This is a genomic window from Microbispora siamensis, from assembly GCF_016863095.1.
GTDB classification, from domain to species: Bacteria; Actinomycetota; Actinomycetes; order Streptosporangiales; family Streptosporangiaceae; genus Microbispora; species Microbispora siamensis.
On record NZ_BOOF01000033.1, the window covers coordinates 119,144 to 137,036 of the forward strand.

The 17,893-nt window shown below is 71.6% G+C and carries 19 protein-coding genes; 5 read left to right on the forward strand and 14 right to left on the reverse strand.

Annotated elements, in window-relative coordinates:
- The first annotated feature begins 70 nt into the window (after positions 1-70).
- The gene (locus Msi02_RS27295; protein WP_204050905.1) at positions 71-1,054 is read left to right on the forward strand and encodes a BtrH N-terminal domain-containing protein; all 984 of its coding nucleotides are present in this window, start codon (positions 71-73) and stop codon (positions 1,052-1,054) included.
- Between the two features lie 8 nt (positions 1,055-1,062).
- Here Msi02_RS27295 and Msi02_RS27300 read toward each other — a convergent pair whose 3' ends face one another.
- From Msi02_RS27300 to Msi02_RS27310, 3 genes are all read right to left on the reverse strand, one after another.
- The gene (locus Msi02_RS27300; protein ID WP_204050906.1) at positions 1,063-1,665 is read right to left on the reverse strand and encodes an isochorismatase family protein; all 603 of its coding nucleotides are present in this window, start codon (positions 1,663-1,665) and stop codon (positions 1,063-1,065) included.
- Positions 1,666-1,754: 89 nt separating this feature from the next.
- Positions 1,755-2,729, reverse strand: coding sequence for a GlxA family transcriptional regulator (locus tag Msi02_RS27305; protein WP_204050907.1), 975 nt, complete (start codon positions 2,727-2,729; stop codon positions 1,755-1,757).
- Positions 2,730-2,848: 119 nt separating this feature from the next.
- Complete coding sequence (locus Msi02_RS27310; RefSeq protein WP_204050908.1) at positions 2,849-3,421, reverse strand: CGNR zinc finger domain-containing protein; 573 nt, start codon at positions 3,419-3,421, stop codon at positions 2,849-2,851.
- 21 nt (positions 3,422-3,442) lie between these two features.
- On the opposite strand from Msi02_RS27310, the gene Msi02_RS27315 reads away from it, so the two are divergent.
- Complete coding sequence (locus Msi02_RS27315) at positions 3,443-3,886, forward strand: VOC family protein (RefSeq protein ID WP_204050909.1); 444 nt, start codon at positions 3,443-3,445, stop codon at positions 3,884-3,886.
- A gap of 4 nt (positions 3,887-3,890) precedes the next feature.
- Here the strand turns inward: Msi02_RS27315 and Msi02_RS27320 are convergent, their stop codons facing one another.
- From Msi02_RS27320 to Msi02_RS27340, 5 genes are all read right to left on the reverse strand, one after another.
- The gene (locus Msi02_RS27320; RefSeq protein ID WP_079313877.1) at positions 3,891-4,496 is read right to left on the reverse strand and encodes a response regulator transcription factor; all 606 of its coding nucleotides are present in this window, start codon (positions 4,494-4,496) and stop codon (positions 3,891-3,893) included.
- On the reverse strand, positions 4,493-5,617 hold the full coding sequence (locus Msi02_RS27325) for a sensor histidine kinase (RefSeq protein WP_204050910.1): 1,125 nt from the start codon (positions 5,615-5,617) through the stop codon (positions 4,493-4,495). Before Msi02_RS27325 ends, Msi02_RS27320 begins: the two co-directional genes overlap by 4 nt.
- A 20-nt stretch (positions 5,618-5,637) precedes the next feature.
- Positions 5,638-6,363: an ABC transporter permease gene (locus Msi02_RS27330; RefSeq protein ID WP_239108754.1), complete on the reverse strand. Its 726-nt coding sequence runs from the start codon at positions 6,361-6,363 to the stop codon at positions 5,638-5,640.
- A complete protein-coding gene (locus Msi02_RS27335; protein ID WP_204050912.1) occupies positions 6,363-7,262 on the reverse strand; it encodes an ABC transporter ATP-binding protein in 900 nt (299 codons plus the stop codon). Before Msi02_RS27335 ends, Msi02_RS27330 begins: the two co-directional genes overlap by 1 nt.
- 108 nt (positions 7,263-7,370) lie before the next feature.
- Entirely contained in the window at positions 7,371-8,105 is a 735-nt protein-coding gene (locus Msi02_RS27340) for an alpha/beta fold hydrolase (protein ID WP_204050913.1), read from the reverse strand.
- Between the two features lie 42 nt (positions 8,106-8,147).
- Between Msi02_RS27340 and Msi02_RS27345 the strand changes: the two genes are divergently transcribed.
- The gene (locus tag Msi02_RS27345) at positions 8,148-9,146 is read left to right on the forward strand and encodes a helix-turn-helix transcriptional regulator (protein WP_204050914.1); all 999 of its coding nucleotides are present in this window, start codon (positions 8,148-8,150) and stop codon (positions 9,144-9,146) included.
- A gap of 31 nt (positions 9,147-9,177) precedes the next feature.
- On the opposite strand, the gene Msi02_RS27350 is transcribed toward Msi02_RS27345, so the two are convergent.
- The 4 genes from Msi02_RS27350 to Msi02_RS27365 all read right to left on the reverse strand — a co-directional run bounded on the left by Msi02_RS27350 (position 9,178) and on the right by Msi02_RS27365 (position 13,391).
- Positions 9,178-10,560: a glycosyltransferase family 4 protein gene (locus Msi02_RS27350; protein ID WP_239108744.1), complete on the reverse strand. Its 1,383-nt coding sequence runs from the start codon at positions 10,558-10,560 to the stop codon at positions 9,178-9,180.
- A 97-nt stretch (positions 10,561-10,657) separates the two neighbouring features.
- Entirely contained in the window at positions 10,658-11,329 is a 672-nt protein-coding gene (locus tag Msi02_RS27355; RefSeq protein ID WP_204050915.1) for a class I SAM-dependent methyltransferase, read from the reverse strand.
- Between the two features lie 79 nt (positions 11,330-11,408).
- The gene (locus Msi02_RS27360) at positions 11,409-12,683 is read right to left on the reverse strand and encodes an erythromycin esterase family protein (RefSeq protein ID WP_204050916.1); all 1,275 of its coding nucleotides are present in this window, start codon (positions 12,681-12,683) and stop codon (positions 11,409-11,411) included.
- Between the two features lie 54 nt (positions 12,684-12,737).
- Positions 12,738-13,391, reverse strand: coding sequence for a CatB-related O-acetyltransferase (locus tag Msi02_RS27365; RefSeq protein WP_204050917.1), 654 nt, complete (start codon positions 13,389-13,391; stop codon positions 12,738-12,740).
- A gap of 456 nt (positions 13,392-13,847) precedes the next feature.
- Here Msi02_RS27365 and Msi02_RS27370 point away from each other — a divergent pair, with 456 nt between their 5' ends.
- Positions 13,848-14,459 (forward strand): TetR/AcrR family transcriptional regulator, encoded by a 612-nt coding sequence (locus Msi02_RS27370; protein ID WP_239108745.1) that lies wholly within the window; start codon positions 13,848-13,850, stop codon positions 14,457-14,459.
- Positions 14,460-14,551: 92 nt separating this feature from the next.
- On the opposite strand, the gene Msi02_RS27375 is transcribed toward Msi02_RS27370, so the two are convergent.
- Positions 14,552-15,676 carry an Rv2578c family radical SAM protein gene (locus tag Msi02_RS27375; RefSeq protein ID WP_239108746.1) on the reverse strand — a complete coding sequence of 375 codons (1,125 nt, stop codon included), beginning with the start codon at positions 15,674-15,676 and terminating at the stop codon, positions 14,552-14,554.
- Between the two features lie 135 nt (positions 15,677-15,811).
- On the opposite strand from Msi02_RS27375, the gene Msi02_RS27380 reads away from it, so the two are divergent.
- Entirely contained in the window at positions 15,812-16,069 is a 258-nt protein-coding gene (locus tag Msi02_RS27380) for a DUF3040 domain-containing protein (RefSeq protein WP_079313873.1), read from the forward strand.
- A 158-nt stretch (positions 16,070-16,227) separates the two neighbouring features.
- Here the strand turns inward: Msi02_RS27380 and Msi02_RS27385 are convergent, their stop codons facing one another.
- Positions 16,228-17,892, reverse strand: coding sequence for an MFS transporter (locus tag Msi02_RS27385; RefSeq protein WP_204050919.1), 1,665 nt, complete (start codon positions 17,890-17,892; stop codon positions 16,228-16,230).
- Position 17,893: the final 1 nt, after the last annotated feature.

Below are 17,893 nucleotides of genomic sequence, written 5' to 3' on the forward strand. Positions count from 1 at the left end.
GCCTCATGCTGTTCCCAGTGGTCTCCCCAGTGGGTGACCGTACGCCGCGTCAGCATGAGGAGAGCGACGCATGACCATCGTGAAGGACATCGACGCCCGTGGCATGCACCACTGCGAGACGACGGCGCTGGGCGTGCTGTTGCGGCATGAGGGGCTCGATCTGTCCGAGCCCATGCTGTTCGGGCTGGGCTCGGGCCTGTCCTTCATCTATTGGGACGGCAAGGGCATGCCGTTCCCCTTTCTCGGAGGACGCGTCAAGCCGTTCGAGCTCACCAGGAACCTGGCCGCCAGGCTGGGGCTGACGTTGACGGTCGAGGAGACCACCTCACCACGCAAGGCGTGGGAGAACGTGGCCGCCGCCATCGACTCCGGCCGGCCGGTCGGCCTCCAGCTCGACTGCTACCACCTGGACTATTTCCGCACCAAGGTGCACTTCGGCGGTCATGTCGTCGCCATGTACGGCTACGACGAGCACGACGTCCACCTTGTGGACACCGACCAGCAGGGCGGCGCGGTGCGCACCAGCCGCGCCGGCCTCGCCACGGCGCGGGCCGAACGCGGCCCGATGACCGCCAGGAACCGCTCCTTCACCATCTCCCTGCCGGCGCACCCGGTCTCCTGGCAGGACCGGATCGTCCCCGCCATCAAGGACTGCGCCGAGGCCTTCCTCGCCGCTCCCATCGCGAACCTCGGCCACCGCGGCATCGAGAAGGCCGGCAAACAGGTGCCCAGGTGGTTGCTGCGCGCCGCCGAGCCGCGGCAGGACCTGCCGCAGGCCGCCCTCCTCATGGAGAAGGGCGGTACCGGCGGCGCCCTGTTTCGCGCCCTCTATCGCGACTTCCTCGACGAGTGCACCCGGCTGATCGACGACGGCAACCTCCGCGCCGGTCACCGGTTGTACGCCGAGGCCGCCGTCCTGTGGACGCACGTGTCCACCCTGATCGCGAAGGCCGGGGAGAGCGGCGACGCGGGGTGCCTCGAGCAGGCCGGCGTCATCCTCCACGATCTTTCGCGCATCGAGAGGGACGCCATGCAGGTGCTGCGCCGGTTGTAGACCGCCGATCAGGCGGGCAGGTCGGCCACCCGGGCGGCGACGGGGCCGAACAGGTCGCCGATCGTGGTCAGGGCGGCGGCGTGCAGGGCCTGCGCCGGGATCGGCGCGCCGTCCGGGCCCGCGAGCGGCCGGGTCGCGCACGCCTCGGCCACCACGGTTGGCCGGTAACCGAGGTTGAACGCGCCCTGGGCGGTGAACTGGACGCACATGTGGGTCATGAAGCCCGCCAGCACCAGGTCCGGCCCGGCGTCCAGGCCGTGCAGCACCTCCAGCAGGTCGGTGCCGTGGAAGGAGTCCGGGAAGTTCTTCACCACGACCGGCTCGCCGTCCCGGGGCGCGACGCGCGCGTCGATCCGCCCGATCTCGGCCCGGATGTCGTACGGGCTGCCTTCGCCGCCGTCGTTGACCACGTGCACCACCCGGGCGCCGGCGGCGCGGGCGCGGTCCAGGAGGCGGGCGGCGGCGTCCAGGGCGCGGTCGGCGTCCGGCAGCGCCATGACGCCGGTGCGATAGGTGTTCTGGAAATCGATCATGATCAGGGTGCTCGCCGAGAGCGCCGGCAGCGCGCTGTCCAGGCCGATCACGTCACGCAGGGTCGTCGAAACGGTCATCACGGGTCTCCTTGCACAGAGGGGAAAACAGAGGGAAAAGGGCAGGACGAGGCGCCGGCCCTGCCGGGCCGGGGCGAAAGGGGGAAAGATCAGGCGGCGGTGCGGAAGCGCCGCCGGTAGGCCGCGGGGGTGGTCGCCAGCCGCCGCCTGAACACGCGGTGCAGGGTCTCCACCGAGCCCAGGCCGGCCGCGGCGGCGACCCGCTCCAGCGGCTCGTCGGTGCTCTCCAGCAGCCGCCGCGCCGCCTCCGTCCGCGCCGCCTCGACGTACGCGGCCGGGGTTTCGCCGGTCTCCTTCCGGAAGACCCGGGTGAAGTGGCGTTCACTCAGGCACATCCGTTCGGCGAGCGCAGCGGCGGACAGGTCGGCGGTCAGGTTCTCGGTGATCCACGCCCGCAGTTCGTCGAGGTCGCGGCGCTCGGTCGGGGCCCGCCACAGCGGGACGCTGAACTGGCTCTGCCCGCCCTGGCGCTTGAGGTACATCACCAGTTGCCGGGCCACCGCCAGCGCCAGCCGCTCGCCGTGGTCCTCGGCGACCAGGGCCAGCGCGAGATCCATGCACGCGCTGATCCCCGCGCCCGTCCACACCTTCCCCGAACGGACGTAGATCGGGTCCGGGTCCACGACGACGTCGGGGTGGTCGGCCGCCAGCCGGTCGGCGGTGGCCCAGTGCGTGGTCGCCGTCCGGCCCGCCAGCAGGCCCGCGGCGGCCAGCAGGTGCGCGCCGACGCACACCGAGGCGACGCGGCGGGCGTGCCGGGCGGTCTCGCCGATCCAGCCGACCACGTGCGGATCGATCACGGGCGCCCCGTCGCGGTCCACCGCTCCGGGCACCACGAGGGTGTCCACCCGGTCGCCGACCTGGGCGAAGGTCAGGTCGGTGGCGAGCCGGACGCCGGCAGAGGTGCGCACCTGGCCGCCGTCCGGGCCGGCCAGCAGCACCTGGTAGGGCGGCCGGTCGGACATCTCCCGGTTGGCGACCGCGAACACCTCCGCGGGCCCGGTGACGTCGAGGAGATCGACGTCGGGGAACACGGCGATGACGACACGGTGCGGAGCGGGCATGCCCCTATTGTCGCTATTGCGGCGCCGTGGCCGCCATGACGGGGTTCTGTCACATGCGGACATCCGAGCGGGCGTCCGCCGGCACGACCACATGCCGGTGCGGAACGGCAGGGACGCGTCTAGCCTTCGCGGGAGCGGTGCGCGCGGACCTTGTGGCGGTTGCCGCACCGCTCCATCGAGCACCAGCGCCTGCTGCCCGGCCGTGAGGTGTCGACGAAGATGAGGGCGCAGTTGTCCCCCGCGCACTCCCGCACGCGGTCCGCCAGCGGGCCGGTGAACAGCTCGATCGCGTCCCTCGCGACGGTCGCGACCACCTGGCTCCCGGTCGCCGGAGTGGCCCAGGAACGTAGCCCGTCCGCCGTCATCACGGGCGTCAACGGCGGGGCGGACGCCGCCCGGTTGACGGCGTCCACGTCCGCCTGCCGCGGCGTGCGCCCGTGGACGCGGTCGCCGGCCAGCCCCCACAGGGCGGTACGCAGGGCCTTCGCACGGTCGATGTCGGCGGCCGTCGTGTCCGCTTCCTCCAGGCCGAGCCGGGACACCGCGGCCCACCGCGCCAGGTCCGCCGGCTCGTGCAGCGTCTCGTAGTGGGCGTAGACCCCCACGCCGCCGCTGACCAGGAACTCCAGGCACAGGGCGCCCGGGTCGAAGCGGAAGGAGGCCCCGTCGCGCGGATGTAGCGTCAGGCTCATGTAACCACTATAAATGGTTACATGACTCTCGATTGGAAGCTCGTCATCGACTGCACGGACCCGCACGCGCAGGCCGCGTTCTGGGCCGAGGCCCTGGGCTACGAAGTGGAGGACAACAGCGTGCTGGTCGGCCGGCTCCTGGCCGCCGGCGTCGTGGGGGAGGAGGCGGTGACCCCTGACCGTACGGCCTTCCGGACGCTGCGGGCGGTACGGCACCCGGACGACCCGTTCGATCCGGACAGCGGCACCGGGCTCGGCCGCCGGATCCTCTTCCAGGCGGTCCCCGAGCCGAAGGCCGGCAAGAACCGCCTGCACATCGACCTGCACGCGGGCCCCGAGCGCAGGGACGCCGAGGTGGACCGGCTCAAGGCACTGGGCGCCACCGTGCTGCGCACCGTACGGGAGCCCGGGAGTCACCACGTGACCATGGCCGACCCCGAGGGCAACGAGTTCGACGTGCAGTGACCCTCTACAGCCAGCCGTTGTGGCGGGCCAGGCGGGCGGCCTCGATCCGGTTCCTGGTGCCGGTCTTGCCGATGGCGGACGACAGGTAGTTGCGCACGGTGCTCTCCGACAGGTGGAGGCGGGCCGAGATGTCGGAGATCGTCGAGCCGTCGGCCGCCGCGGCCAGGACGTCCCGTTCCCGGTCGGTCAGCGGGCTCGGGCCGGTGCTCAGCGCGGCCGCCGCGAGAGCGGGGTCGATGACCCGCTCACCGCGCAGCACCCGGCGGACGGCGTCGGCGAGGTCCTCGACCGGGCCGTCCTTGACCAGGAACCCGCGCGCCCCGGCTTCCATGGCACGGCGCAGGTAGCCGGGCCGCCCGAACGTCGTGAGGATGAGCACGGCGCAGCCGGGCAGGCGCTCGCGCAGGTCGGCGGCGGTCTCCAGCCCGCCGCGGCCCGGCATCTCGATGTCGAGCAGGGCCACGTCGGGCCGGGTGCGCAGGGCGGCTTCCACCACCTCGTCGCCGTGGCCGACCTGGGCGACGACCTCGATGTCCTCCTCCAGGCCGAGGAGCAGGGCCAGCGCGCCGCGCATCATGCCCTGGTCCTCGGCCAGCAGCACCTTGATCACTGACCGTCCTCCTTCGCGTACGGCACGGCCACCCGGAGCAGGAATCCTCCGTCGGGCGGGGCCGTGGTCTCCACCGTGCCGGCGGCGGCCTTCACCCGTTCGCGCAGGCCGATCAGCCCGTTGCCGTGCCCGTGGGCCTTCTTCGGCGGGCCGTCGTCGCGGATCTCCAGCACCAGGAGCCCGCCCTCGTCGCGCAGGCCGATCTCGCAGGCCGACGCGCGGCTGTGCCGTACGACGTTGGTCACGCCCTCGCGCACGGCCCAGCCGAGCAGGGCGTCGGTCTCGGGGCCGGGCCGTACGGAGGAGGTGCGGACGGTCGCCTCGATGCCGGCGTCTGCGAGCGCGGCGCGGGCCGAGTCGAGTTCGGCGGTGAGCCCCTTGCCCCGGTAGCCGGTGACGGCGGCCCGCACCTCGGTCAGCGCCTGCCGCCCGATCTGCTCGATGTCGGCCGCCTGCCCGGCTGCCGCGTCCGCGTCCACCCGCGACAGCCGGCGTACGGCCTCGGCCTTGACGACCATGACCGAGAGGGTGTGCCCGAGCAGGTCGTGCAGGTCGCGGGAGAAACGCAGCCGCTCCTCGGTCACCGCGGCCCGGGCCAGCTCCTCGCGGGTGGCCTTGAGCTCGTGGATGGCCTCCCACAACCGGATGATGATCGCCGGGATGAGGCCCGCGGTGAACGTGCCCCAGACCAGAGCGAGGATGCCGGTGAGGTCGGTGCCGGCCCCTGCGGCCACGGCCAGAGCGGCGGCGCACTCGGCGAACAGCACCACCGGAAGGACCTTGCCGCGCACGGTGATCCCGGTGGCGACGGCCAGCATGACGACCAGGTAGAGCCAGTTGTGCCGGAACCCGGCGGCGGACGCCAGGACCACCGCCGCGAGCAGTCCGAGCACCGGCAGGGCGCGCCGCCGGTCGGTGAAGGCGTAGTGCGTGGTGACCACGTAGAGCCCGGCGGTGGCCAGTACGGCAGGCCAGGCCAGCCAGAGGGGATGGGACCGGCCGTGCGCGATGTCCCACACGGGCGCCGCCGTCACGGCCACCCACATGTACATGCCCTTGGCGTCGGGGCCGCGCTCGCCCTCACGCAGCGGGTCCAGCCAGGTGTCGCGTTCGCTCGTCATCGGGAACGTCACATTAGTGGTCAGGCCCGGCGGCCGGCGCGGCGGTAGCCGTACACCGCGTAGACGCCGAAGACGAGCAGCCAGGCCGACAGGAGGACCGCCTGACGGAGGGTGGGGACGTCGCCGAACGCGATCCGCCAGGACAGGCCGGCGTAGCTGTTCGACGGGGTCCACTCGGCGATCGCCCGTAGCCAGGACGGGAAGTTCTCGACCGGCACCCACAGGCCGCCGAGGATCGCCAGCGTCAGCATGGTCGCGATGTTGGCCATCGCCGCCGACTGGCCCGACAGGCGGTAGCCGTTGCCGAGACCGAGCAGGGAGAAGGGCACGGTCCCCGCCCACAGGAGCACGACGACGGCCAGCCACCGCTGCGGGGGGAGCGTGACGTGGTTGACCAGCACGCCGGCCAGCAGCACGGCCGCGATGCTCGGCACGACGCCGACCACCCCGGTGACGACCTTCCCGGCCACGACCTGGGCCGGGGTCAGCGGGGTGAGCCGCAACTGCCGCAGCCACCCCGCCGCGCGGTCCTCCGCGATGCCGCTGCCGTTGTTGAACGCGCCGCCGAGCGCGCCGTACGCCGCCATGCTGACCATCGTGTAGATCGCGGCGTCGTGCCGGTCGCCGGGGGCCAGGCCGAGGTTGGTGAAGACGAGGTACATGACGACCGGCATCACGATCCCGAAGATCACGTAGCCGCCGTCGCGCATGGTCCTGGTCAGTTCGAGCCGTACGTATCCGAGCATCACACGCTCTCCTTCCCGGTGGTCAGCGCGACGAAGGCGTCCTCCAGGCCGGCCGGGACGACCTCCAGCCCGCGTACGGCGCCCGCGCGGGCGAGGGCCATGACGGTGGCGTCGGGGTCGCCGCTGCGCAGGTGGACCCGGCCGCCCCTGATCTCCATGTGGCGCACGCCCGGCAGGGTCGCGAGCCAGGCGGACTCACCGTCGGCCGTCACGCTCACCGTGGTCAGCGCGACCGCCCGCTTGATCTCCGCGCTGGTGCCGTCGGCGATCACCTGGCCGTGACCGAGCACGACGACGCGGTCGGCGTGCTCGTCGGCCTCGTCCAGGTAGTGGGTGCTGAACAGGATGGTCTTGCCCTGGCTGGCCAGCCCGCGCATGCCGTCCCAGAACTCGCGCCGGGCCTCCACGTCGAGCGCCGCGGTGGGCTCGTCGAGGACGATCAGGTCGGGGTCGCCGCACAGCGCCATGGCGAACCGCACGCGCTGCGCCTGCCCGCCCGACAGCCGGTCCACCCGGCGGTCGCGCAGGTCCCCGATCCGGGCGAGCGCGAGCACCCGGTCGAGGGGGAGGGGAGCGGCGTAGGTCCCGGCCACGAAGGCCAGCAACTCGCGGACCGTGACCCGGGGGATCAGACCGCCCTCCTGCGGCATCGCGCCCACCAGGCCCTGCCGTACGGCCTGCTCGGGGTCGAGCCCGAACAGCGCGGCCCGCCCGGAGTCGGGCGGCAGCAGCCCGAGCAGCAGCGCGATGGTGGTCGACTTGCCCGCACCGTTGGGGCCGAGGAGGGCCACCGTCTGGCCGCGGGGGATGGCGAGCGTGAGCCCGTCCACGGCCCGCACGGGGCCGAAGCGCTTGGTCGCCGAGGTCAGTGACACGGCGTCGGAGGATTTCGCGGTCATGCGGACGACGGTAGGCGGGTGCCGTCGGCCCAGGTAGATCCATCGATACGGCCCTGGGCAGGACAAATGTCCCACCCAGGGAATCTACAACGTAAAGGCGTCGGCTTGTCAGACCACCTCGGCCAGGACAACGGCCAGATCGCCGGGACGGGAAAGCATCGGCCAGTGACCGGTGGGCAGCTCACGCAGCTCCCACTCCGGCCCGCCCAGCGGCGCGAACGCCGGATGGCCCGTCGTGATCAGCTCCTTGACCTGCGCGAGCGGGAACGAGCAGCTCACCAGCGTCTTCGGCAGCGCGGCGAACGCGGCGGCGTCGTCACCCAGGAGGAGGGGCTGTGTGATCGTGCCGAGCGGCTGGTCGGTGGCCCGGGCGGCCATCAGCGCACGCTCGCGCTCGCCCAGTCCCTCCAGGCTCGCGCCCGACTCCTGTAGCTCGTCCCAGGAGGGCATGGGGTAGCGCCAGCCGTCCTCGACGCGCTTCTCGACGAACTCCCGCCCGGTGAGGTCGATCTGGGCCATGCCGTCCGGCACCGGGCCGCTCTCGACGTACACGACCCGGCTCACGCGGCCGGCCGCGCGGGCGGCGGCTCCGGTGATCGCGGCGCCGCTCCCGCTGTGGCCGACGAGGACCACGTCGTGCAGGTCCTCGGCCTCGACGAGGCCGGTGATGTCGCGGATGTGGGTGTCCAGGTCGAGATCGGGGGAGGCGAGGTGGGCGCGGTCGGCGAGGCCGGTGAGGGTCAGAGGGTGGACCTCGTGCCCCATTCCCCGCAGGGCGGCGGTGACGTCCCGCCACACCCACGCGCCGAGCCAGAAACCGGGAACGAGTACGTATGTCGTCATGCGTCGACACTAAAGCCGAATCAGGGCAAAATCGGTCCTGATATGTCGACCAATCGCGTTCTCGCTCTTTTGGAGCTGCTGCAGGCCAGGCCCGGGCTCACCGGTGCCGAGCTGGCCGAGCGCCTGGAGGTCGACGTGCGGAGCGTGCGCCGCTACATGCGCAGGCTGGAGGACCTCGGCATTCCGGTGGAGGCCGAGCGGGGACGCTACGGCGGCTACCGGCTCATGCCGGGATACCGGCTGCCGCCGCTCATGCTGACCGGCGACGAGGCGACCGCCGTGGTGCTCGGGCTGCTCGCGGGCCGCCGCGCGGGCCTGACGGTGGGCGAGGGGGCGGCCGAGAGCGCGCTCGCGAAGATCCAGCGGGTGCTGCCCGACGCCCTGCGCGACCGGGTCGGTGCCGTCGAGGACATGGTCGGCCTGACCACCCGTTCCGCCGCGACCGCCCGGCCGAGCGGCACCACGCTGCTGACGCTGGCCGACGCGGCCCGCCGCCGCCTGCGCGTACGGCTGGCTTACCGGTCGTACCGGGGACAGGACAGCGAGCGGACGGTCGATCCCTACGGGCTGGTGTTCCACTCGGGCCGCTGGTATCTGACCGGCCACGACCACCGCAGGGGCGAGGTGCGGACGTTCCGGCTCGACCGGATCGGCCGGGCGGAGACGACGGAGGAGGAGTTCCCCGCTCCGGGGGAGTTCGACGCGGTCGCCCACGTCATCGCGTCGCTGGCCTCCGTGCCGTACCGGTACGAGGTCGAGGTGGTGCTGGCCACGACGATGGAGGAGGCGCGGCGGCGGATCCCGCCGACGGTGGCCGCGCTCGCTCCGGCGGACGGCGGCGTGCGGATGACCGGCCGCGCCGAGCGGCTGGACGGCATGGCCCAGGTGCTGGCCGGCCTCGGCGTGCCGTTCACCGTGGTCGGGCCGCCCGAACTACGGGAGGAGGTCCGGGCGCTCGCCCGTCGCCTGCAGGAGTGGGCCGGTCAGGGTCCCGAGACGCTGACCGCCGAGGGCGGCGAGCAGGCGCGGCCTCTCTCCTGATCGCCGGTGACGCGGCCCGCGCGCCGGTGGTTCACGCGTTCTGGCTGAGGCGTGCCGTCGTTCCGTCCGGCGTACGGACGACGTCGGACACGGCGGCGCCGAGGGGGCCCGGCCGTTCTCCCGCGTCGTGCTCGCCGGCCCCGGCCGGTTCGTGCGCGAGCGGGCCGCCGGGCGGGAGACCGCGCCGCCGGGCCACCAAGTCGGACAAAAGGTCCTCCCACCGGGCGCCGATGACGTCGAGGTCGTAACGGGCGGCCGTCTTCAGCGCGTTGGCGCCCATCTCGCGGCGCAGGTCCTCGTCCTCGATGAGCGCGCAGATGGCGTCGGCCATCGCGTGGATCTTCTCCGGCTTCACCAGCAGCCCGTCGTGGCCGTGGGTGATCATCTCCTTGGGGCCGGTCGGGCAGTCGTAGCTGACGACCGGGACGCCCTTGCTCATCGCCTCCAGGATGACCATCGGCATGCCCTCGTGGCGGGAGCTCAGCACGAACATCGAGGCGTCCGCGAGGACGGCGCCGACGTCCTCGGCCGGGCCTTCGAGGAACACCCGCTCGGAGAGCCCGCGCTTGTCGATCGACGCCTGGAGCTTCTCCTGCCGGGGGCCGCCGCCGTAGATCCGCAGCGTCCAGTCCGGATGCCGCGCCGCCACGTGCGCCCACGCGCGGATGAGCAGGTCGTAGCCCTTGCCCCAGGTCAGGCGGCCCACGGTGACGACGGTCTTCGCGGTGAGCGGCGAGACGCCGCCGTTCAGGCGGGGCGTCGCGTTGGGCACCTGCGCCAGCACGGCGGGGAGGTCCTTGCGCGCCTTCCCGAAGGAGCGCTCGTAGGTGCGCAGGTCGGCCTGGGTGAGGGTGACGACCGCGTCGTGCCTGCCGTACCTGCGGATGATCTGCTTGCGCACCAGCGGCTGGTGCGAGGACAGGTTCCCGTGCTCCTGGGCCACCGTGATGATCTCCGGGGGAGCGAAGCGCGCGGCGATCAGGTTCAGGCCGGGCCGGGTCCCGATGAGGATGCCCCGGCGGCGGGAGCGGATGTAGCGGACCAGCTTGAGATCGGTGCGCAGGGTGAACCAGTGGTAGGCCGCCTCGTCCTTCGGCACCAGCCTGCTCGGGAACCGCGACAGCAGGCCCTTGCGGCGGGGCAGCCGGTCGTCGAGGTAGCGGACGCGCACTCCGGGGGGCACGGGGAGAAAGGGCTCCTCGCGTTCCCGTACGACGCTCACGATCTCCACGTCGTGGGTGCGCGCCAGATATCCGGCGAGGTTGAAGACCGTCCGGATCGTGCCCCCCATGCCGTTGGCGTGCAGCAGCAGGATGCGGATCTCGCGACCGTCGGGCGGCGGCGCCGACCTGGCACGCTGGCGGTCACGGGCCTCCAGCGCCCGTACGACCACCCTGGCCGCTTTCCTTGCCACCCTGCGATGAAGAGAAGCCACAGTCACGCCCCGTTTCGCGTCAGATGAAGATCCCCTTTCCCTATGACGTAACCGGCAGTTGTTCCGTTGTTGTGAACTAGGTCACATCGTGCTTGGAAAGCCGATATATGGTCGTCCGTTTGCTGGGGGCGTCCTCCAGGAAGGCCGGCACCTGGTGCACCGCGACCTGCTCGAACACGCCTTCGGGGAGATAGGAGCAGGCGCGGTCGGGCACTCCGATAAGGACATCGCCGCCTGCTCGGGACAGGAACGGGGTGACCCGCCGGGCCAGCGGCTCCTCGTAGTAGACGTCCCCGGCCAGCACGACCTGCTGGGACGGCGTTCCGTCGAGCAGGTCGCCTTCGGCGACCCGCACCGCGACGCCGTTGGCGCGGGCGTTCACGCGGACGGCCGCCAGCGCGTACGGGTCGACGTCGTTGGCGACGACCAGGGCGGCGCCGGCCAGCGCCGCGGCGACCGCGACCAGCCCCGAGCCCGTGGCGAGGTCGAGGACGGTGCGGCCCCGCACGATCTCGGGGTGGTCGAGCACGTGCCGGGCCAGCGCCTGCCCGCCGGCCCAGGGGCAGGCCCAGAAGGGCAGCCGCCCGGCACGCTCCCACAGCTCGTACACGTGGTCGTCCCCGCCCGCGTCCGGCACGGCACCCGGAACGGCGGCCGGCGTGATCAGGCGCAGCCGTATCTCCGGCACGTACGGCACGGCCGCGAGCTTGGTGTGCGCGCGGACGAAGTCCTCGGCGTCGTCCTCCACGGCCGCCGATCGTAGCCGCCCGGACACGTGTCCGGGCTACGAGTCCGCGAGGAGGATCGGCGGCGCAGGCCGGGGGGCCTCACATCTGGACGTCGTCGGCGACAGTGGAGGCCGGAGTGTTGAGGATGCCGTCGAACGCGTCGAGGACGGGGGTGTGCACGTAGGCGCTCTGTATCCGGATGCGGTCGGGGCCGGGGATCTCGTGGCGCGCCCGGCGGAGATCGGCGATGGCGAGTCCGAGACCGGCGTCGGCGAAGGCGGCTTCGACGCTTCCACGCTCGGGCGGCTCCAGGGCGGTGTTGTCGATGGCGAAACCGAAGCGAGCGTTCTCGTCCGGACGCATGTCGGCGGTGTACCCGGTGATGCTGGTCAGGGCGAGGGCGACGTAGTCATCGCCCAGGGAGTTGTGCAGATGCTGTCCCATCGGGAGCCCCGTGAGGTGTCCGTCGAAGGAGACCGGCGTTTTCTGGATGTGGGCGTTGTGGGCCGCCAGCACGATGCGGGTTCCGGGGCCGAGGCGCTCCAGGTGCCACAGGACCGACCCGGCCATGTAGACGTCCCGGGCCGAGGTGTCGGCGGTCAGGCCGCTTCCGGCGTACAGGTCGGCCATGGCGCGGAAGGTGTAGTCGCCTTGGCAGGCGCCTTCCAGGCGGCGCAAAGCGATGTCGTAGCTGCGCTGGTCCGCGCGGGAGACGTACAACGGTTCGACGGCCCGGAACCGGATGAGCAGGCGCATCAGGATCGCGCTGAGGGCGTCCTGTTCGGCGCTGGTCAGGCGGGTCCATGCGGGCGCGGCTGCGGCCGCGGAGGCACCGGCGAACGATCCGGCGATCCGCATCGCCGTCTGGACCGCCGGTAGGGCTTCGGGGTCGACCTGGCGCAGGTAGTCGGCGACCGGGGCAAGGGCGGGAAGCAGGGACCCGCCGGCCGCCGGGATGTCGATCCCGGCGAAACGCACCGGCACCGCGGCTGTGGCGTTGTGCCGGCGGATCCAGCGCAGTGGCTCCTCGACCCCCACGGGGATCGACGCGGCGAGATGGGCCGACAGATCATGGTCGGTGCCCTCCCCCTGAGCCCAGGCGTCAAGGGGGAAGCCTTCGCTGAAGCCGTACTCGAAGGCCAGGACGGTGAAGCCGCAGCGTTCGACCAGGAACCGCAGGATTCGCCGGCGCATGAGAGAGAACTCGGTGATGAAGTGAGAGTTCTCGCCGATCGCGACGACGCGCGCGTCGCCGACCATGTCGCGCAGCGGCTCCAGATCATCGAGTGGCGCCCCCGGATCGAGGTGGGTGAGCGGAACGGCATGGCGGTGAAGCCAGCCGGCGAACGGGTTGTGGTGGAACGAAGCGGGCATGCGTTGGCTCGATTCCGAAGTGCTGGAACTCTGAAGTGCTGAAACGCGAGTGGATCAACGGTGCGGGGGCGCCGGCGCCGCGGTCTCCAGTTCGTCGATGCTTCCGGACATGATCGTGCGGAGGTGTTCGGTGATGTGCTGGAGCGGCCAGTCCCACCAGGCCACCGCGAGGAGACGCTCGATGTCCGCGTCGCTGTAGCGGCGGCGGATGAGCCGGGCGGGGTTGCCGCCCACGATGCCGTAGTCGGGGACGTCGTCGACGACGACGGACCCGGAGGCGATGATCGCTCCGTGGCCGATGCGTACGCCGGGCATCACCATGGACCGGTATCCGAGCCAGACGTCGTTGCCGACCACGGTGTCGCCCCGTGCGGGCAGGCCGGTGATGAGGTCGAAGTGCTCCGCCCAGGAGCCGCCCATGATCGGGAAGGGGAACGTCGAGGGGCCGTCCATGCGATGGTTGGCGCCGTTCATGATGAACCGCACACCCTCGCCCAGCGCGCAGAACTTCCCGATGACCAGTTTCTCCGGCCCGTAGTGGTACAGCACGTTGCGGGTCTCGAAACCGGTCGGCTCGTCCGGGTCGTCGTAGTAGGAGAACTCTCCGACCTCGATCAGCGGTGAGGTGATCAGCGGTTTGAGCAGCACCACCCGCGGCTGCTCGGGCATCGGATGCAGCACGGTCGGGTCGGCGGGCACGGTCGGCATCACGTTGTTTCCTTCCAAGGGGCGTTCACGGGCCTGGGCGCGTCAGGCGTTGAGGACCTCTGACGGCTCGCCGAGCATGCGCGCCAGGGCGAGAGGCTGCCGCAGTGCACAGGACAGCCGACCGACGCGGCGGGGTGTCCTGATTCGTTCTCACCGGCGATCCCGGTGCGCTCACCCGCGGCGAGCGAGCAGGTCACCGAGTCACGGGCGAGCCTGCGGTCGAAGGACGCGGCGACCGCAAGAGCGGTGATCTGTGCAGGCGTTCAGGCGATCCGAAGCACTCGGGACAGGGCGGCCGGCAGAGGCCGCACGGCCGGGCGAGCGCTTCGGAAGAGCATCGATGACTCCACTATTGCGACGGTTGGTGCATTAAGATACTGCCACGACCCGTCCCACCGAGCAACCGGACCACCAGCGATGACTCCTTCAGCGCCACAACCCGAGGGTGCCCGGCCCGTGCCGGCGCCCCGGCCCCGCCCCGGCGGCCGTACCGCCCGTATTCGCAGGCAGGTGCTCGACGCGGTCCTCGCGGAGCTCGGGGAACACGGTTATGACGGGCTCACCATGGACGCCGTCGCCGCCCGCGCGGGTGTGCACCGTGCGACGGTGTACCGGCGCTGGGGAGATGTCGGAGGGCTGCTCGCCGACGTCCTGGACGCGGCCAGTGACGACGCCTGGCAACCCCCGGACACCGGCTCCCTGGAGGGCGACCTGGCGGCGCTGAACCGCGAGATCCAGGACGCGCTGACCGCACAGCCGCCGATCGTGGCGGCCTTGATCGCCGCCTCGTTCCGTTCCGAAAAGGCCGACCACGCCCAACGGCGGCTCTGGGAGGATCGCTACGCCCGCTGTGAGGTCATCGTCGACCGGGCCATCCGGCGCGCCGAACTCCCCCCGCACACCGACGCCCGGCCACTGCTCATCGCCGCCACCGCACCCGTGTACCACCAACTGGTGCTTCTCCGCACACCACCCGACCCCGGCCTGCCCGGCCGGGCGGCCAGAACCGCCGCCCTCGCCGCATCCGCCGACGCCTTCACCACGCCCTCATCGGCCGGCGACACCTGACGGGCCCGGGCAGCCCCGGCCGATCCGGGTACGCGACGTGTGGCGGTTCGCGCGGCCGGGTGCACGGAACCCTGCGGGTGGAAGGCGGCCACCTAAAGGAGCGTGAGCTGTTCGGGCGTCGCGGCCGGTGCGGGCGGGGAGACCGGCCGCTCGCCGGGCCGCTGCCCAGCACGGGGGCCGCGCGCCCCTGCTGCTCGCTCACCGCGCGCTCCTGCTGCTTCACCCCCGCGCGTGGCCGACCGGCCGATGCCGTGCTCGCGGGCGAGCGTGCGCACGGCCTGGCTGATCCGTTCCTGGTACGCCTTGGGCGCGTAGGCGCCCCGGCCGTACAGCTCCAGATAGCGGGGGACGAGCCGGGGATGCTCGCGCGACAGCCAGGCCATGAACCACTCGCGTGCGCCCGGCCGCAGGTGGAGCACGATCGGCGTGACGTGCGTCGCGCCGGTCTCGGCGATGCGGCACACGGTGCTCTCCAGCGCCGCCGGGGAGTCGCACAGATAGGGGAGGATCGGCGCCATGAGCACGCCGCACGGGATGCCGTGCTCGTTCAGCGTGGCGCACACCTCCAGCCGCTTGCGCGGCGACGGGGTGCCGGGCTCGACGGCCCGCCACAGCGACTCGTCGGTGAACCCCACCGAGACGGCCGTGCTGACGTCGGTCACCTCGGCCGCCTCGGCGAGCAGGTCGAGGTCGCGCAGGATCAGCGAGCCCTTGGTGAGGATCGAGAACGGGTTGCGGGCGTCCCGCAGGGCCGCGAGGATGCCCGGCATCAGCCGGTAGCGGCCCTCGGCCCGCTGGTAGCAGTCGACGTTGGTCCCCATTGCGATGGGATGCCCGCCCCATCGAGGCGCCGCCAGCTCCCTGCGTACGAGGTCGGGGGCGTTGACCTTCACGACGATCTTCGAGTCGAAGTCGCGGCCGGAGTCCAGGTCGAGGTATTCGTGCGTCCTGCGGGCGAAGCAGTACGTGCACGCGTGGGTGCAGCCCCGGTAGGGATTGATCGTCCACTCGAACGGGACCCGGCTGGCCGAGGGGACCCGATTGATGATCGACCGCGCGTGGATCTCGTAGAACGTCACGCCGCGGAATTCCGGGGTGTCGAAGGTCCGCGTCACGGCAGACCGAGCGAACAGGGGCGTCGTCTCGCCCGGCCCGCCGTCTTGCCCGCCGTCCCCCGTGTCCATGCCCACGTCGAGGCGTAGCCCGTCCCACCGCACTCTTCGATTAGAACAGAGGTTCGATGGAGATCGCAACGTGCAACGCGTCGTAAATCGCGGCCCTGGAAACGGCTAACGATCTTCATCGTTGGGCAGAACGTCGGCACATACCTTGCGTTCTGGGAGAGTTGCGCGATGGCCTGGTCGCAGGACGAAGAGCGGATGCTGGCGATGATCGAGCGGCACCTCACCGACGAGGATCCGAAGCTTGCGGCCAGACTCGAGTCGTTCAACCACCGTGCGGGGCGCGGGCGGCAGGGGCGGGGTGCGGGCCGTCGCCGGCCGGGCCGCTCCACCGTGATCATCGCGGTGAGCTGGCTGCTCATCGCCACGTTGATCGCGACCTTGCTGGTCATGGCCCTGCGGCACGACGCCGCGGCTCTCCCGGTGTAACGGCGTTCAGGACCTCGCCGAGCACCCACACCCCCCGCCGATCAGGTTGGACGCGGATGATCGGGTAGCGGTCGTGTAATGCGAGCGTGGTTGGGTGCCAGGCGTGCTCGGCACCCAACCACCGGCCGAAGAAGGCCCGGCGCGAGCCGGTTCAGCTCTTACGCGGTCACTTGGGGGTGTCGGTCTTCGGGGGTTTTCTCCTCGTCCGCCGACGTGGAGAGCTTGTTTTGCGGACCGCGGACGGCGGTGTAGACGAACAGGAGGCCCATGACGACGACACCTGCCCACATGGCCTGCTGCCAGCCGTCGACGAAGGACTGACGGGCGGCATCGACCAGCGCCTGCGCGTGGGAGCCGGCAGTGCCCGCGGCCTCGATGGCGTTGGCGACGCCCTGGCGTGCGGCGTCCGCCGCGCCTTGAGGGATGCCGCCGAGCCTGTCATCGATGGCACTGCGGTAGCCACTCGCCAGGAGGGCGCCGAGCAGGGCGATGCCGAGTGCGGTGCCGAACTCGCGGGTGATGTCGTTGAGCGCGGAGGCGACACCCTGCTTCTCCCGCGACAGGGAGCTGGTGATGGCCTCGGTGGAAGGGGTCATCGACAGGCCCATGCCGATGCCCATGGCGAGCATGCCGGGCAGGATGGACAGGTAGCCGCCGTCGACGGAGACGATGCCGGCCATGAGGGCCAGACCGGCGCCGAACAACGCGATTCCCGCCGCCATGGTCGGGCGGGCGCCGATACGCGCGGCCGACTTGTGCGCCAAGCCGGAGGTCATCATCATCAGCACGGCCATGGGCATCATCGCCAGGGTGGACAGCAGTCCCGACCAGCCGAGGACGGCTTGCAGGAATGGGAAGAGGACCACGAAGACACCCGCCTGGACACCGAAGACCACCAGCAGGGTGATGGAGCCGCCGGACAGGCCGCGCTCGCGGAAGAGGCGCACATCCAGCAGGGCCGCGTCCCTGCGGCGCAGCTCCCAGGCCACGAAGAAGATCAGGGCCACCAGACCGGCGACGAGACTGGTCAGAGTGACAGGGTCGCCCCAGCCGCGCTCCGGGCCTTCCTGCAGGACGAAGATGAGGCCTACCACGGCGACGACGGAGGCCAGTGCGCCCATGGTGTCGAAGGAGTGCCCGGAGCGCTCGCGAGAGTTGGGTACGGACCGCATCATGCCGAGCGAGACGAGGACCAGGACGACGGGCAGCACGAACAGCCACCGCCAGTCCGCCACGTCCACGAGCAAGGCGGAGAGGAACATGCCGATGATGCCGCCGCCTCCGGCGACGCCGGTCCACACGCCGATCGCCTTTCCACGCTGCTCGTCGGGAAAGGTCGAGGTGATCACGGCGAGGGTGATCGGCATGATCACCGCAGCGCCCACACCGCTGAGCACCCGGGCGGCGATCATGACCTCGGATGACGGGGCCAGGCCCGCCAGCGCGCCGGCGAATCCGAAGATGATCAGGCCGGTGATCAGCATAGGTTTGCGGCCCAGCCGGTCACCGATCGCGCCGAGCGGAAGCAGCAGCGCGGCCAGGGTGAGGGTGTAGACGTTGATGATCCACAGGATTGTGCTCTGCGAGGCGCCGAATTCGACGGCCATGTCAGGCTGGGCGACGTTCAACCCGGTCACCGAGGCGATGACCGCCATCAACGCGACACAGACGGCGATCAGGATGGAGCGCAGTTGGCGCGCGTCCGGCGCGCCCCTGCCGCTCGCTTCGGCGGTTGCCCCCTCTGCGGGCTGGTTCGTGCTCATGAATTTCCTCTCGGAAAAGGCAGGTCGAAAGGGGTGCATGGCCCAGCGGATCAGGGCCATC

Bases quoted from the DNA above. Each gene is read 5' to 3' on its own strand.
- Msi02_RS27315 (WP_204050909.1), top strand. From the start codon at position 3,443: ATGACTCTCGATTGGAAGCTCGTCATCGACTGCACGGACCCGCACGCG.
- Msi02_RS27365 (WP_204050917.1), bottom strand. From the start codon at position 13,391: ATGCCGACCGTGCCCGCCGACCCGACCGTGCTGCATCCGATGCCCGAG.
- Msi02_RS27325 (WP_204050910.1), bottom strand. From the start codon at position 5,617: ATGACGAGCGAACGCGACACCTGGCTGGACCCGCTGCGTGAGGGCGAG.
- Msi02_RS27345 (WP_204050914.1), top strand. From the start codon at position 8,148: ATGTCGACCAATCGCGTTCTCGCTCTTTTGGAGCTGCTGCAGGCCAGG.
- Msi02_RS27335 (WP_204050912.1), bottom strand. From the start codon at position 7,262: ATGACCGCGAAATCCTCCGACGCCGTGTCACTGACCTCGGCGACCAAG.
- Msi02_RS27380 (WP_079313873.1), top strand. From the start codon at position 15,812: ATGGCCTGGTCGCAGGACGAAGAGCGGATGCTGGCGATGATCGAGCGG.
- Msi02_RS27360 (WP_204050916.1), bottom strand. From the start codon at position 12,683: ATGCCCGCTTCGTTCCACCACAACCCGTTCGCCGGCTGGCTTCACCGC.
- Msi02_RS27295 (WP_204050905.1), top strand. From the start codon at position 71: ATGACCATCGTGAAGGACATCGACGCCCGTGGCATGCACCACTGCGAG.
- Msi02_RS27385 (WP_204050919.1), bottom strand. From the start codon at position 17,892: ATGGCCCTGATCCGCTGGGCCATGCACCCCTTTCGACCTGCCTTTTCC.
- Msi02_RS27305 (WP_204050907.1), bottom strand. From the start codon at position 2,729: ATGCCCGCTCCGCACCGTGTCGTCATCGCCGTGTTCCCCGACGTCGAT.
- Msi02_RS27300 (WP_204050906.1), bottom strand. From the start codon at position 1,665: ATGACCGTTTCGACGACCCTGCGTGACGTGATCGGCCTGGACAGCGCG.
- Msi02_RS27330 (WP_239108754.1), bottom strand. From the start codon at position 6,363: ATGCTCGGATACGTACGGCTCGAACTGACCAGGACCATGCGCGACGGC.
- Msi02_RS27310 (WP_204050908.1), bottom strand. From the start codon at position 3,421: ATGAGCCTGACGCTACATCCGCGCGACGGGGCCTCCTTCCGCTTCGAC.
- Msi02_RS27340 (WP_204050913.1), bottom strand. From the start codon at position 8,105: ATGACGACATACGTACTCGTTCCCGGTTTCTGGCTCGGCGCGTGGGTG.